This is a genomic window from Ruminiclostridium cellobioparum subsp. termitidis CT1112, from assembly GCF_000350485.1.
Classification (GTDB): Bacteria; Bacillota; Clostridia; order Acetivibrionales; family DSM-1351; genus Ruminiclostridium; species Ruminiclostridium termitidis.
Genome location: NZ_AORV01000014.1, coordinates 18,829 through 33,005 on the forward strand (window position 1 = coordinate 18,829; position 14,177 = coordinate 33,005).

Consider the following 14,177-nt stretch of genomic DNA (forward strand, 5'->3'; position numbering starts at 1 on the left):
TTTTGAAAGGACGAAAAACACAACATCATGAGTGATATTAATAATGTAAATTCATATGATGAAAGTCAGATACAGGTTTTGGAAGGTCTTGAGGCTGTTAGAAAAAGACCGGGCATGTATATTGGAAGCACTTCCTTGAGAGGATTGCATCATCTTGTATACGAAATAGTTGCAAATAGTGTCGATGAAGCACTTGCCGGAAGGTGTGACGAAATAAGAGTTATTGTTCATAAGGATAATTCTGTTACTGTTATTGATAATGGAACAGGAATACCTGTCGGTGCACATCCAAAGATGGGAATATCTACTCTTGAAGTAGTACATACTATCCTCCATGCCGGAGGTAAGTTTGGAACGGGTGCATATAGCGTATCAGGCGGTCTTCACGGTGTTGGTGCCTCTGTTGTTAACGCCTTGTCCGAAAGTATGGAAGTGGAAGTAAAGAGAGAAGGCCACATATACCGACAAAAATATTCAAGAGGTGCACCTGTTACTCCTGTAGAAATAATTGGTGAAACTGAGGATCATGGCACAAAATCTACTTTTAAGCCTGACACCCAAATATTTGAAGATATTTGTTTCGATTTTGAAAGCATGATAACAAGATATAGGGAAATGGCCTTTTTAAACAGGGGCATAAAAATTAATCTTATTGATGAAAGACCAGAAGAGCCAATAATTAAAAATTTGCATTATGAAGGTGGAATTATATCCTTTGTTGAGTATCTCAATAAAACAAAAGACACAATTCACGACAAGGTTATATTTGTTGAAGGCAGCAAGGATGCAAATATTGTTGAAGTAGCAATGCAATATAACGACGGATATAATGAAAATGTATTTAGTTATGCAAATAATATAGCCACAACTGAAGGCGGTACTCATCTAACCGGCTTTAGAACAGCAATAACAAAGGTATTCAATGACTATGCACGTAAATATAATTTTATAAAAGAAAGCGATAAAAATCTTTCTGGCGAAGACGTAAGGGAAGGGCTCACTGCAGTTATAAGTATAAAGCTTCCTGAACCGCAGTTTGAAGGACAGACTAAAACAAAACTGGGAAATAGCGAAATTCGTACTCTTGTAGAGAATGTCCTAACCGAAGAGTTATCAAGTTTTCTTGAGGAAAACCCTTCGGTAGGAAAAATTATTCTTGAAAAATGTTTAACTGCCGCCAGAGCACGAGAAGCAGCCAGAAAAGCAAGAGAATTAACAAGAAGAAAAAGTGCTCTGGACACAAGTACACTTCCTGGCAAGCTCGCGGACTGTTCAGAAAAAGATCCTTCTGTTACTGAGATATTCATTGTTGAGGGTGACTCAGCCGGCGGATCTGCAAAGCAGGGAAGAGACAGAAGAATTCAGGCAATACTTCCACTGTGGGGAAAGATGCTGAATGTGGAAAAGTCCAGAATTGATAGAGTATTTGACAATGAAAAGCTCTCACCTGTTATCATTGCTTTGGGAGCCGGAATTGGAGATGAATTTGATACAAGTAAGTTGAGATACGATAAAGTTATAATAATGGCAGATGCAGATGTTGACGGATCACATATACGAATGCTGTTACTTACCTTCTTCTTTAGATATATGAGGCCATTGGTAGAAAAAGGACATGTATATATTGCAATGCCGCCTCTCTTTAAGGTATATAAGGGAAAAGAAGAGTATTACGCCTATGATGACAGACAGGTTGAAAAAATATACCGTGAAAAGGGCTGGAGAAAAGAAGATCAAAATGTTAATATCCAGAGATACAAAGGTCTTGGAGAGATGAATCCCGATCAGCTCTGGGAGACAACTATGAATCCTGAAACCAGATCAATCATGAAGGTTGAGCTGGATGATGCCATCACTGCTGATGAGGTATTCAGTACATTTATGGGTGATAAGGTAGAGCCGAGAAAAGAATATATACATCTTCATGCAAAAGATGTTACAAATCTTGATTTCTAATTTTATGATAAACAGGATATGAAGAAATCTATTTAAAAATAACCTATTTCATTAGCATTGATAATTATGTGCTATGTGAAATAGGTTTTATTTTTTGTTTCACGTGAAACATTTATAATCGGATTTATAAGGAATATTTATTAATTGATTAGAATAAATTAGTAATAAAATGTTTCACGTGAAACATTTTACATTTAAATTAAATTCTTTGTAATATTATTTCCCCTATGATATAATTTTCAAATGGAGATTAATGAGTAAAGTATAGTTTGCTCGATAAGGAGTGAGATTTTCTTGGCGAAAATAATTGCCATTGCAAACCAAAAAGGTGGAGTTGGAAAGACAACAACAGCAGTAAATTTAAGTGCATGCCTTGCATATAAGGGTAAAAAGGTCCTGGTTATTGATATAGACCCCCAAGGTAATACAACAAGCGGGCTTGGGGTGGATAAAAAATCAATTAAGCATTCAGTATATGATGTAATTATTAATGATGAAGCGATTGAAAACACTTTAATTACAACCTGTATCGATAATCTTATGCTGTGTCCATCCAATATACAACTTGCGGGTGCAGAAGTTGAACTGGTATCTGTGATATCAAGGGAAAACAGATTAAAGGCAGCGTTGTATTACATAAAAAAAGAATATGATTTTATTATAATCGATTGTCCGCCGTCATTAGGACTTCTCACATTAAATTCTCTAACTGCAGCTGATACTATTTTGGTGCCTATCCAGTGTGAGTATTATGCATTGGAGGGTTTAAGCCAATTAATGAACACTGTTAAACTGGTTCAAAAACATCTGAATCCTGAACTGGACGTGGAAGGTGTTGTATTAACAATGTTTGATGCCAGAACAAATTTATCAATACAGGTAGTTGATGAAGTTAAAAAATATTTCAGAAATAAGGTTTATAGAACAATTATACCGAGAAATGTGAGACTAAGTGAAGCTCCCAGTTTTGGGTTGCCTATAATATTATATGATGCAAAATCAAAGGGAGCTGAATGCTATATTGAATTAGCAGAAGAAGTAATAGAGTATTCTGAAGAGGTGGTATAAAGAGTATGGTAAAAAAGGGTCTGGGTAAGGGTCTCGGTGCACTTATATCAAATGAAGCCACAGAGGATGAGACAGGAATAATAGAACTAAGAATTAATGAAATAGAGCCAAATGCGGGGCAGCCACGTAAATATTTTGATGATGAAAAACTAGTTCAATTATCAGATTCAATAAAACAACACGGAATAATCCAACCAATCATAGTAAAAAAAGATAATAACAGATATATAATAATTGCCGGTGAGAGAAGATGGCGTGCGGCCAAACTTGCCGGATTAAGCAAAGTACCCGTATTAATAAAAGAATTTACAAATAAACAGGTAATGGAAGTAGCTTTGATTGAAAACCTTCAGAGAGAAGATCTAAATCCAATTGAAGAAGCAGATGCTTTCCTTCACCTCATGAATGAGTATGATATGACTCAGGAACAAATAGCTGAGACTATAGGCAGAAGCCGACCGGCCATTGCAAACTCTCTTCGCCTCCTCGGTCTTTCCGAAGATGTAAAAAAGTATATAGTAAGCGGTGATTTAACAAGTGGACATGCACGTACACTGGTTATTATACAGGATCCTGAAATTCAGCTGAAGGCTGCGGAATATATTATTGAAAATAAATTAAGTGTAAGGGAAACTGAGAATTATATAAAAAAGTTATTCCAAAATAGAAGTGAAAAGAAAAAAGTTGTTGAGAATCCAGATTTTAAGTTTGTTGAAGATAGGTTAAAGAATATTTTGGGTACTAAAGTAAAATTACAAGCAAATAATAATAAAGGTAAAATAACTATAGAGTATTATTCAAATGATGAACTTGAAAGATTATTAGAATTTTTTTACAAAAGTCGTTAAAAAACGGCCTTCTAAAATTCGTTTTAATGCATTTTTAAAACGGAGTAAATGATATTTATATATAAAGATAAATTTATCCTTAAAACCGAAATTGTGGGCAAATAGACTATATACTAAAAAAATAGGACTTTTTTAGTAAGTTAGAGACATGAGGAGTAATGAAAAAATGGATTTTATAAATAATATTTTAAATTTGCAATTTGAGATTTTGATTTTGTTTGCAATAGCCTTCTTTATTCTAATAATTAATTGTTTTATGCTTATAGCCAATATTAAAAAAACAAATAAGATCAGGACAAAGTATAATAGATTTATGAATGGCTTAAGTGACAGGAATATGGAAGAGCTTTTGGAAAACTGCCTTGAAAGTGTTAATTCGGTTAATTCTAGGAATAGGGATATTGAACTGAAAATTAATGAAATTGAAAGATATTTAATACAATGCATACAAAAAGTGGGTATAGTGAGATTTAATGCATTCGATAATGTAGGAAGTGATCTCAGCTTTTCAATTGCACTGCTGGATAATAACGATTCTGGTATTATAATCAGCGGAATATATGCAAGAGACAGCTCCTCAACTTATGCAAAACCTGTTACTTTGGGAAAATCCAAGTATACACTGTCTGCTGAAGAGATACAGGCAATTGATATTGCTAAGAAAACCAATGTTGAAAGAAATTATACTGCTCAGTTATAGCGTGTTTTATGCCAAAAAGGCATATGGAGGCCATTCGGAATATGAACTTTAAATTATTTACAAATAATAAGGAAAATAAAAACGAAAAGAAGCAAATATGGATGTATGCGTTGATTTTATTTACAGGTGCATTCATAGTATTGTTACTGACTGCATATAGCCAGGTTAAATTTCAAAATAACATAAGTGAATATCAAAACAAACTGTCATCACAGGAGAAGGCCAAGATAAATGCAGTCACCGACTTTAACAGTGCTGTTAAGGAAAATAAAAGACTTAAATCGGAAATTGATGCTCTGAGAAATAAGCTGTTACAATCGGAACAGCAACTGGCAGCTGAAGAAGAAAAAAGCAGTGATATTCAAACACAATACAAAAATGCAACAGGTGCTGCCGATTTATTAATGAAAGCTCAGGATGACTATATTAAAGAAGATTATATAAGCTGTGCGGTAAATCTAAAATTCAATATAAATACTGCTTACCTCAGTAACAGTGCACTGCAGTTGTATAATGAATTGGCAAAAGAGAGTTATTCGAAAGCATCTTTGCTCTTATACAGGGAGGGGTACGGAAATTATAGAAAGAAAAATTATTCCGAGGCAATATTAAACCTTTCCAGGGCCATAGAATTCTCAGAAAAGAATGAATATTACGTAGATGATGCATACTATTATATGGCCAACTCATATTATAAAATTTCAAATATTGATGGTGTAAAGAAAACAATAGGAGAGTTTTTTATTAATTGTCCTAAAAGTTCTTTTACTAAAGATATGAAAGCGCTGAATAAAAAGGTAATGGAGTAATAAGGCAGGAAAAGCATAAAAGTCAGCTATGGTAATTATTACAGCGGTTCTTTTTACAAGTTTTCTGCAATTAAAGTGTTGACAAATAGTCAGATTCATTGTAAAATTAAGTTCGTTGCTGACGCGATGACCTGGAGAGATGGTCGAGTTGGTTTAAGGCACCGGTCTTGAAAACCGGCGTAGGTGTGAGCCTACCGTGAGTTCGAATCTCACTCTCTCCGCCAATTTAATAAAAGCTGGCTCCAAATGGGTCAGCTTAAAGTAAATGGAGAAGTACCCAAGCAGGTCGAAGGGGACGGTTTGCTAAACCGTTAGTAGGGGTAACTCTAGCCGGGGTTCGAATCCCCGCTTCTCCGCCACAATTTGTCTGAAAAGCCTGATTTTATCAGGCTTTTCAGCGTTTTATACATAAAATTTTAGTGCGTTTGCGGGCTTTTTTCAATATAATTTTTCAATAAAAAAGAGTTTCCTCTTTTTTATCCCTGTATTGCTTCTATTAATTTCTTTGTTCCTATGATATTTATTGCCCTTTTAATATTGTAGGCAAGAAGTTTGTCTGTTTCTTTTTGCTCTTGCAAGGTATAATAGAGGTAAATTTACTTTTATAACATACAGGAATCAGGAATTATTCGGAGAATCCATTAATAAATAGGCATATAATTGCTCATGGGCGCGGGACGTTTTCCTGCACAGGAAATACGGGAAAAAGCTTACAGATTGGGAAAAAATACAGAGAAAAAGGATGAAATGTATGATAGCATTTTCAAATGCTAATCCGCAAGCAAGCGGTATGAATAATATTATTTTAGAAAATATGAGAAGAGGCATGAAAAAGGATGGTATTCTCTGCAGCCTTGTGATGCGTAACGAACATATCATATTTGAGTATTATAAAAACAAAAAGGCTGAAAACGGCGTTCATCACATCAATTCAAGTACAAAAAGCTTTACATCTGCATTAATTGGTATTTGCATGAAGCAAGGGCTTTTACAGGATATCAACACCCCGATAGTTGAATTCTTCGGAGATGTGCTATCGAATCAAAGTGACATAAGAAAACAGCATATTACGCTTTATCATTTACTGACTATGAGTGCGGGGCTCGATTGGCCTGAATTTGGCGAATGGAATTACTTCTCCCCGATGGAATACAGTAAAAATATCATTCAATTCATCTTTGATCGAGAAATGGAAGCAAATCCAGGCGAAAAAATGAACTATAATTCAGGCTGCTCCCATCTATTATCAGCCATCATACAAAGAGTATCCGGCACAACAACAAGTAAATTCGCTGAAGAACACTTGTTTACACCGCTCGGTATTAAAGATGCTCATTGGCTTAGTAAACAAAATATCAATCTCGGCGCAAACGGATTGAGTATGAAGATACAGGATATGTTGAAATTCGGTTATCTTTATCTAAAGAAAGGGACTATTAAAGGTATAGAAATTGTACCTCAAAACTGGATTACAGAGTCAACGATCCCTCGATTCTTAACATATCCGGTTATCGGGCATTATGGCTATCAATGGTGGGTATCAAGTATCAGTGCGAAAGAAGATAAGGAAGTACAGTTCTATTTTGCTATGGGCTTATTTGGGCAGTTTATCATCATAGTTCCGGAATATGATATGGTGGCTGTTTTTGTCAGCGAAAATTATAGCGATACAATGAAACCAATGCAATATTTTCGTGAGTATATTTTTAAATCTATTAATTGAAGTTACCATTGCAAATTAATAATTAACAATACCAAAAGGAGAGAAAATTATGAATGATAAAACTGTGGTATTGAATGCCGGTCTGGTAAATTATGATGGGAACATTGATTACTCACAAATTGCATCTGAAGTGGTAATCTATGACGAAACACCTGAAGATACAATTTTGGAGAGAGTGGATGGTTTTACAATAGTTGTAACGAAAGAAATGAAAGTCAGCGGTGACATTATTAGAAAGTTTCCCGATAGTGTAAAGATGATTTGTGAAGCCGGAACCGGATACAATAATATAGATTTGGATGCAGTGCGCGAAAAGGGAATCCTGTTATGTAACATTCCCGCTTATAGTAGTAAAAGAGTAGCACATACAGCAATTCTTTTGATTTTAAATTTGGCAAGCTCAATGCAAAAACAGATTCGTATGCTTTCGGAAGGAAATCATGATAATTTCCATAAACACTTAATGGTAGACCATGTGGAATTGAACGGTAAAATACTTGGAGTTATCGGCTATGGAAATATTGCAAAGGAAATAATCAAGGTTGCGCAAGCACTGGGCATGAAAATTTTAGTATCTACCAGAACCTCCAGAGCAGATGTGGAGGAAATTCACTTTACAACAAATGAAGAAATTTTAAAGAAAAGCGATTTTATTTCTCTGAATTGTCCTTTAAATGAATCAACAAGACATATGATCAATAAAGAAACACTGGCAATGATGAAACCAACAGCATATTTAATTAATACTGCGCGAGGAGCATTAATTGATGAAGCAGCATTGATTGACGCGCTGCAGAATAATGTAATTGCAGGTGCGGGATTAGATGTGCAGGAAGTGGAACCATTAAAGGATACAAGCCCATTGTATACAATGGATAATGTTATCATTACGCCACACATGGGATGGCGTGGGTTAGAAACAAGACAACGTTTAGTATCATTGATCCAGGAGAATATCAGTGCTTTTTCCAAAGGACAGCCGATAAATATAGTAGACCAAAAGAAAAGCCAGCACGCAAAATAAAAAATGAAACCTGCGCGGCTTCGCGGTCTTTTATAAACTTTTGAGCATTTGGGTATTGACATTAGAATAAAAGATTTATATAATTTAAGTAACTTAATTCAATGAAAAAAGTAAGTCTTTTGAATTTGGAATAACTGTGGAAATATGGAGTTGATAAAAATGAAATCAAAAAACATAAATAATGAAAGAATGAAAATTATTAACTCAAAAGTTGTTCTGAATTATATAAGGGAGAAAGTGTCGGTTTCACGAAAAGTAATTGCAGATGAAGTGGGTTTGACCCAATCTACAGTGACTAATATAATACATGAACTAATTGAGGGCGGATATGTTATTGAAACCGGAAAGGGTGAATCCGACGGCGGAAGAAGGCCGGTTTTCCTGCAATTAAATGCCAAGGCAGGCTATGCTATCGGCATAGAATTAAATGTAGTAAAAATCACATGTATTCTCACAAATTTTAAAGCTGAAATTGTGGAGAGAATTGAAGCAGATACTAATATTTCCGAAGGTCAGGAGAAGGTAATAGCCAGGATTATAGATTTAATAGAAAAGATCATTGCCCGGTCAGGCATAGCAAAGGAAAAAATCTGCGGTATTGGTTTGGTATCTGCAGGTCCTTATGACAGGGAGGAAGGTATAATGGTCAACCCTCCGAATTTCCCCGGATGGTTCAGCGTTCCCATTAAAAATCTTATCCAGGATAAATTGAATATACCTACTTATTTTGAGAAAGACACTAATGCTGCTGCTATTGCGGAACATTGGTACGGGGATGTAAGTGATGTAAAAAATCTTTTTGCCATGAATATATATGATATCGGTATAGGCGGCGGAGTTATAATAAATGATCAATTATTCCGCGGCTTTAAGGACGGCGCTGCCAATGTCGGCCACATGTCTATCGATATTAACGGTAAATTGTGCAAATGCGGTAATACCGGATGTCTGGAAACAATTTCATCAGGTGTTGCGTTATTGGATAAAGTTAAAAGTGAGATTAAAAAAGGTAAAAAATCAATAATAGAGCAGGAAGTAAAAGATATTGATGATATAAGTATCGATATGATGATAGATGCCTTAAATAAGGATGATACCCTTACAAGGACGGTCATTGATGAAGGTGCCAGATGTGTGAGCATAGCTATAACAAATATAGTGAATTTATACAGCCCTGAAGTTATAGTTATGGGAGGTAATTTTATCAATAAGTGCCCCATTTATAAAGATATGATAATCAAACATGTCAAAGCGAAGAAATTTCCTCCGCATTATGATATGAAAATTGTCCTGACGGATTTTGGAGATGTGCAGGGAGCATTGGGAGGGGCAGTAATCGCATTACAGGAAATATTTAAAGCGTAGGTTAATTTTTGCAAAGCATCAAAATATGTATCTTAAATTTATAAATTCGTAAAACCCAATTAATTCAAATAACTTAATTAATGCAATGAATAAAGTATAATTACGAATTAATAAATGGGGCTTTTTTAAGAAAGAATATATTACTGATTGATTGATAGTGCTTGCCTTATTTCTTTCAAGATTAAGTGTCATTTAATTAATAAAATAATTTTTGGAGGAAAAATCATGAAGAAATTCTACAGAGCACTTAGTATGGTTTTATTGGTAGTGGTTTTATCAGTGTCATTTTTAACTGCGTGCGGCAGTGAGCAAAGTGCGAATTCCACAGAAGCAAGCGGAAGCACAGCTGAAAAAAGCAGTCAGCCGGTAACCCTCAAGATATGGGGAGATACAGACAACCAGGCTATTCTTGAAGCTTCATTTAATGAAATCAATGAAGCTTTTACCAAGAAATACCCCAATATTAAATTGGATTACCAGTATTCGGGCAGTTTTGATTCCATTAATGTAGCTTTACAATCCGATTCATTGCCTGATTTATTCTGGGTACAGGGTAATAAATCAACAAAGATGGCAGAGATGACAAAACAAGGCTTCCTGCTGCCTTTAGATGATTATAAACTGGATTCAAGCCGTTTCCCCGAGCAGTCAATAGAATATGCAACCGTAGACGGTAAGATTTACTGTTCATTCCCTTCATTTTTTGACTATGCCATAATGTACTATAACAAAGATATCTTCCAAAAATATGGTCTTGATAAGCCAAAGAATTGGGGAGAATTTGAGAATATACTAAAAACACTTAAAGACAAAGGGGAAACAGCAATATCATTCGGCGGCAAGGGTGATTTTGACAGATACTGGCTGATGCAGGTACTGGCACCGACCCTGGCTAATGATGTCCTGCAGAATATAAAGGAGCACAAGGCAGATACCGATTATAAAAACCTGATCGACACATTTAATATTTACCGCAGCTTTGCCGAAAAAGGTTATCTGGGAAAAGATTTTGCGGCTACAGACGGAGCAGGTGCCCAGTTGGCATTTACAAACGGGAAAGCTGCAATGCTTGTTGACGGTACATGGAATAATCAGGTTTTCGCAAGTGTTAACTTTAATGTAGGAAGATTTGCTTTGCCGTCAAAGGACGGAGTGCTTTATTCACAGAGCGGCCCAAGTAACTATAATACTTATGCTGTGTCAGCAAAGACCAAGTACCCTGACGAGGCAGCCAAGTATATTGAGTTCCTCAATGATAAAGAATCACAACAGATATTTGAAAATAATTTAGGTGCTATTCCTCTCGTAAAAGATCTTACTCCAAAGGATGAATCCGTAAAAGAGATGGCGGAATATGACCAGGTCGGTAATAATATTTACCACGTACTTTCAGGAGTTGCCGATGAAACTGCCAGACCTCAGGACATGTTACTTGCCGATATTTTACCTAAACTGATGACTTCAAAAATGACAGGTGAAGAAGCTGCTCAAAAGATTAAAGATGAAATAGCAAAAAGTAGTGCAAAATAGTTAAATACCAAATATCCCCGGCAATAATCGAAAAATTAATTGACATTAACTAAAGAATATAAATAAATGATTTCTCCTGGTATTTGAGGGTCATTTATTTATATTCGAAGGACAGAGGGAGTTGTTCAAATTGCTTTCTTTTTTTAAAAAAAGGCCGTATCTTCTTTTTATAGCACCAGGGTTTATCTTATACACCATACTGGTAATTTACCCTATAGCAGCAGCTGCTGTTATCAGCTTGTACCGCTGGAATGGTATAGGACCGAAAACATTTGTCGGATTCAATAATTATATTGAATTATTCAACAACAAAGATATGGTATCACAACTTTGGAATGCGCTATCCCACAGTTTAATGATTTTTATATTAACAGTTATATTTGTCATTCCCGTTCAAATCATTATGGCTTACATGATATACAGTAAGGTCAGAGGGAAGAGCTTTTTCCAGGTAGCGATATTTTCTCCACAATTTATTTCAACTCCTGTAATTATCTTTATATTTACATTATTATTGGATGCTAATATCGGAGTAGTCAACAAGTTTTTGGAATCAATAGGGCAAGGTCATTTGACAAAACCATGGCTGGGTATACCTGAGTTTGGAATGTATATAGTTTGGATTATGATCTCCTGGGCCGGAATGGGAGTCGGGATGATGTTTTTTGTAGGCGCAATGAAGATGGTGCCTGTAGATTGCCTGGAATCTGCCTATCTGGATGGAGCGGGCTTCTGGAAGAGACTTATAACAATTTTTTTACCACAAATAAAGGTTACCATACTTAATATGGTGCTGATATCTTATATTTTCGGAATGACGATATTTGATTTTAGTTATCTCCTTGGAGGAACATCAGGCGGTATAGAAAGAAACGTTGACGTCATGTCTTTATTCTTCTACCGTATGGCCTTTGGCGATACTAATCCACTGGGCGGCAACATCAGCCAGAATTCCATGGGTATGGGTACGACCATTGCGTGTGTATTATTCCTTATGATTTTTATAATTGCCTTAATACAGTTGTTAATAGTATACCGGAAGGAGGAATAGGAATGAATAAACATCAAGGATTTATGGCTTTAGTAATCAAGGGCTTAATGTGGATTTATTCTCTGATTACATTCTCTATTTTAATTTATATGATATATAATTCATTCCGAACAAGACAGGATATTCTGTCCAACACCTTCGGCATGCCGGAAAAGTTGAATCTTAACAATTTTAAAAAGTTATTTGTTAATGATCACTTCTACAGGTATTTCTTGAACAGTACCGTAATACTCGTCATCAGTTTGATTTTAATAACATTGTTATCTTCAATGACGGCATATGGTATCGGCAGATATAAATTTAAATTTAGAAAGTTTACAAGGATCTATTTTCTGATAGGATTGATGTTCCCTGTTCAGCTTGGTATTGTTCCAATATTTTTATTGATGAAGAGCCTTAACTTAATCGATAGTCATGCTTCTGTTATATTGATATTATCAGCAGGAATTTCCATGCCGGTGTTTATGCTGACCGATTTCTTTGCAAATCTGCCCAATGAGATTTATGAAGCGGCAATTATCGATGGAGCCGGCGAATGGAAAACATTTTACAAGATTATGTTCCCTATGGCCAAACCCATTGTATTTTCAATTTGCATAATCATGTCGGTTCAAGTTTGGAACCAGTTCTTCATGCCCCTCATTTTCCTGCAAAGTGAAGCGTATAAGACCATTCCGCTGATAATAGTAAAATATACAAAGAATCTATTGAGCACTATGGACCTTGCTATGGCAGCATCTGTACTGTCCACGGTTCCGATCCTGATAATATTCGTTATATTTTCGGAGAGGATTCTGGAGGGGGTTGCAACAGGCGGTGTAAAAGGGTAATCCCACATTTTCATTCAAAGGAGATTTTATATGTCCAAAATAAAAGAAATATTATGTATGCACCATAGCCACCTTGATATAGGGTATACGCATCCACAGACATTATTGCTTGAATTGCAGAGAGATTATATAGATCAAGCCATCGATTTATGTTTAAGCACATCGAATTATCCGGAGGAATCAAAATTCAGATGGACATGCGAAGCGACTTATCCGGTGTTGAAATGGCTTCAAACAGCCACCGATGAAAGAAAAGCCCAATTTAAGAAGTTAATAAAAGACAAACAAATAAGTGTAACAGTCATGCCAATGCATACTACACCGTTATGCAATACCGCCCAAATCGATTACATGTTGAAATTATCGGCTGATTTGAGCAAATGCCTGGATATACCCATCAGCACAGCCATAAACCATGATGTTAACGGTCAGCCCTGGACAATGAGTCAAATGCTGCTGGACAGCGGAATTGATTTTTATATTACCGGAATAAACATTCATTTCGGAGGAATACCGTTCAAGAGACCTGCTGTTTTTCGCTGGGAGACGCCCGACAGGCGTGAACTGCTTACTTTCCTGGGGGAACATTATTCACTGTTCAGTCAATTTTTAAATACTTCCCTGTCAGATACCGGCTTAATGGATAAAGGTATAAAAGATTATGTAAATCGTCTTGAGCAAGGCGGATATAATTATGACTTTGCGTTTTTAACTGCTACCAATCCTCCCCTGTATGATAACAATTCGCCTGACGCCGGACTGGCTGAGCTGATTAACAAGTATAATCAGGAAGGGCATGAATATACAGTAAGATTTGTTACTCCCGAGATGCTGAGGGAAAAAGTATTGAGTATTAATAAAAATGACATTCCGGTCCATAAGGGGGACTGGACGGATTACTGGAATTTTGGCTGCGGAAGTTCTGCAAAAGAGACAAGAGTTAACCGCAGAGCGAAGGAGACAATGAGGAAAGCTGAGCTGCTGGAGGCTTTTTCAGGCAGTCCGGGGGCATTTTACGACAGGGCGAAGGATGAAGCTTATATTAATGCTGTCATGTATGATGAACATACCTGGGGAGCATCTCAATCAATAAGTGATCCTGATGATGAAGAGGTATACTCCCAGAGAATGCATAAATCTCAAATGGCCTATAAAGCTGCCGATCTATCGGCTTATTTGCTGGGAAGGCAGGCAGAGCAGCTGGCAGAGAATGCTTTTCAATCAAACGAGCCTGACGGAATAATTGTTGTTAACACTTCGAGTACAGAACAGG

12 protein-coding genes and 2 tRNA genes are annotated in these 14,177 nt (G+C 36.1%); all 14 read left to right on the forward strand.

Features of this window, described 5'->3' with window-relative positions; translation table 11 throughout:
• Positions 1-27 precede the first annotated feature (27 nt).
• Entirely contained in the window at positions 28-1,956 is a 1,929-nt protein-coding gene (gyrB, locus tag CTER_RS02235) for a DNA topoisomerase (ATP-hydrolyzing) subunit B (protein WP_004623410.1), read from the forward strand.
• Between the two features lie 294 nt (positions 1,957-2,250).
• Positions 2,251-3,024, forward strand: coding sequence for a ParA family protein (locus CTER_RS02240; RefSeq protein WP_004623420.1), 774 nt, complete (start codon positions 2,251-2,253; stop codon positions 3,022-3,024).
• 5 nt (positions 3,025-3,029) lie between these two features.
• Entirely contained in the window at positions 3,030-3,872 is an 843-nt protein-coding gene (locus CTER_RS02245; RefSeq protein WP_004623403.1) for a ParB/RepB/Spo0J family partition protein, read from the forward strand.
• A gap of 166 nt (positions 3,873-4,038) precedes the next feature.
• A complete protein-coding gene (locus CTER_RS02250; RefSeq protein WP_004623421.1) occupies positions 4,039-4,572 on the forward strand; it encodes a DUF4446 family protein in 534 nt (177 codons plus the stop codon).
• A gap of 41 nt (positions 4,573-4,613) precedes the next feature.
• Positions 4,614-5,381, forward strand: a complete 768-nt coding sequence (locus CTER_RS02255) for a tetratricopeptide repeat protein (protein ID WP_004623409.1) — start codon at positions 4,614-4,616, stop codon at positions 5,379-5,381.
• 133 nt (positions 5,382-5,514) lie between these two features.
• A tRNA-Ser gene (locus CTER_RS02260) sits at positions 5,515-5,605 on the forward strand.
• 43 nt (positions 5,606-5,648) lie between these two features.
• Positions 5,649-5,740 (forward strand) — tRNA-Ser (locus tag CTER_RS02265).
• A gap of 392 nt (positions 5,741-6,132) precedes the next feature.
• Positions 6,133-7,104: a serine hydrolase domain-containing protein gene (locus CTER_RS02270; protein ID WP_004623405.1), complete on the forward strand. Its 972-nt coding sequence runs from the start codon at positions 6,133-6,135 to the stop codon at positions 7,102-7,104.
• Positions 7,105-7,153: 49 nt separating this feature from the next.
• Positions 7,154-8,128 (forward strand): 2-hydroxyacid dehydrogenase, encoded by a 975-nt coding sequence (locus CTER_RS02275; RefSeq protein ID WP_004623411.1) that lies wholly within the window; start codon positions 7,154-7,156, stop codon positions 8,126-8,128.
• A 159-nt stretch (positions 8,129-8,287) separates the two neighbouring features.
• Entirely contained in the window at positions 8,288-9,493 is a 1,206-nt protein-coding gene (locus CTER_RS02280) for an ROK family transcriptional regulator (RefSeq protein ID WP_004623426.1), read from the forward strand.
• 225 nt (positions 9,494-9,718) lie between these two features.
• Entirely contained in the window at positions 9,719-11,023 is a 1,305-nt protein-coding gene (locus CTER_RS02285; protein ID WP_004623416.1) for an ABC transporter substrate-binding protein, read from the forward strand.
• A 130-nt stretch (positions 11,024-11,153) separates the two neighbouring features.
• On the forward strand, positions 11,154-12,074 hold the full coding sequence (locus CTER_RS02290; RefSeq protein WP_004623407.1) for a carbohydrate ABC transporter permease: 921 nt from the start codon (positions 11,154-11,156) through the stop codon (positions 12,072-12,074).
• Between the two features lie 2 nt (positions 12,075-12,076).
• Complete coding sequence (locus CTER_RS02295; protein WP_004623418.1) at positions 12,077-12,904, forward strand: carbohydrate ABC transporter permease; 828 nt, start codon at positions 12,077-12,079, stop codon at positions 12,902-12,904.
• A 30-nt stretch (positions 12,905-12,934) separates the two neighbouring features.
• The coding region (locus CTER_RS02300) for a glycoside hydrolase family 38 N-terminal domain-containing protein (RefSeq protein WP_004623413.1) at positions 12,935-14,177 on the forward strand (1,243 nt) is incomplete at its 3' end.

What these genes read in the sequence shown, in the direction of transcription:
- CTER_RS02250 (WP_004623421.1), top strand. Translation starts at nt 4,039, where the DNA reads ATGGATTTTATAAATAATATTTTAAATTTGCAATTTGAGATTTTGATT.
- CTER_RS02245 (WP_004623403.1), top strand. Translation starts at nt 3,030, where the DNA reads ATGGTAAAAAAGGGTCTGGGTAAGGGTCTCGGTGCACTTATATCAAAT.
- CTER_RS02280 (WP_004623426.1), top strand. Translation starts at nt 8,288, where the DNA reads ATGAAATCAAAAAACATAAATAATGAAAGAATGAAAATTATTAACTCA.
- gyrB (WP_004623410.1), top strand. Translation starts at nt 28, where the DNA reads ATGAGTGATATTAATAATGTAAATTCATATGATGAAAGTCAGATACAG.
- CTER_RS02285 (WP_004623416.1), top strand. Translation starts at nt 9,719, where the DNA reads ATGAAGAAATTCTACAGAGCACTTAGTATGGTTTTATTGGTAGTGGTT.
- CTER_RS02255 (WP_004623409.1), top strand. Translation starts at nt 4,614, where the DNA reads ATGAACTTTAAATTATTTACAAATAATAAGGAAAATAAAAACGAAAAG.
- CTER_RS02270 (WP_004623405.1), top strand. Translation starts at nt 6,133, where the DNA reads ATGATAGCATTTTCAAATGCTAATCCGCAAGCAAGCGGTATGAATAAT.
- CTER_RS02275 (WP_004623411.1), top strand. Translation starts at nt 7,154, where the DNA reads ATGAATGATAAAACTGTGGTATTGAATGCCGGTCTGGTAAATTATGAT.
- CTER_RS02295 (WP_004623418.1), top strand. Translation starts at nt 12,077, where the DNA reads ATGAATAAACATCAAGGATTTATGGCTTTAGTAATCAAGGGCTTAATG.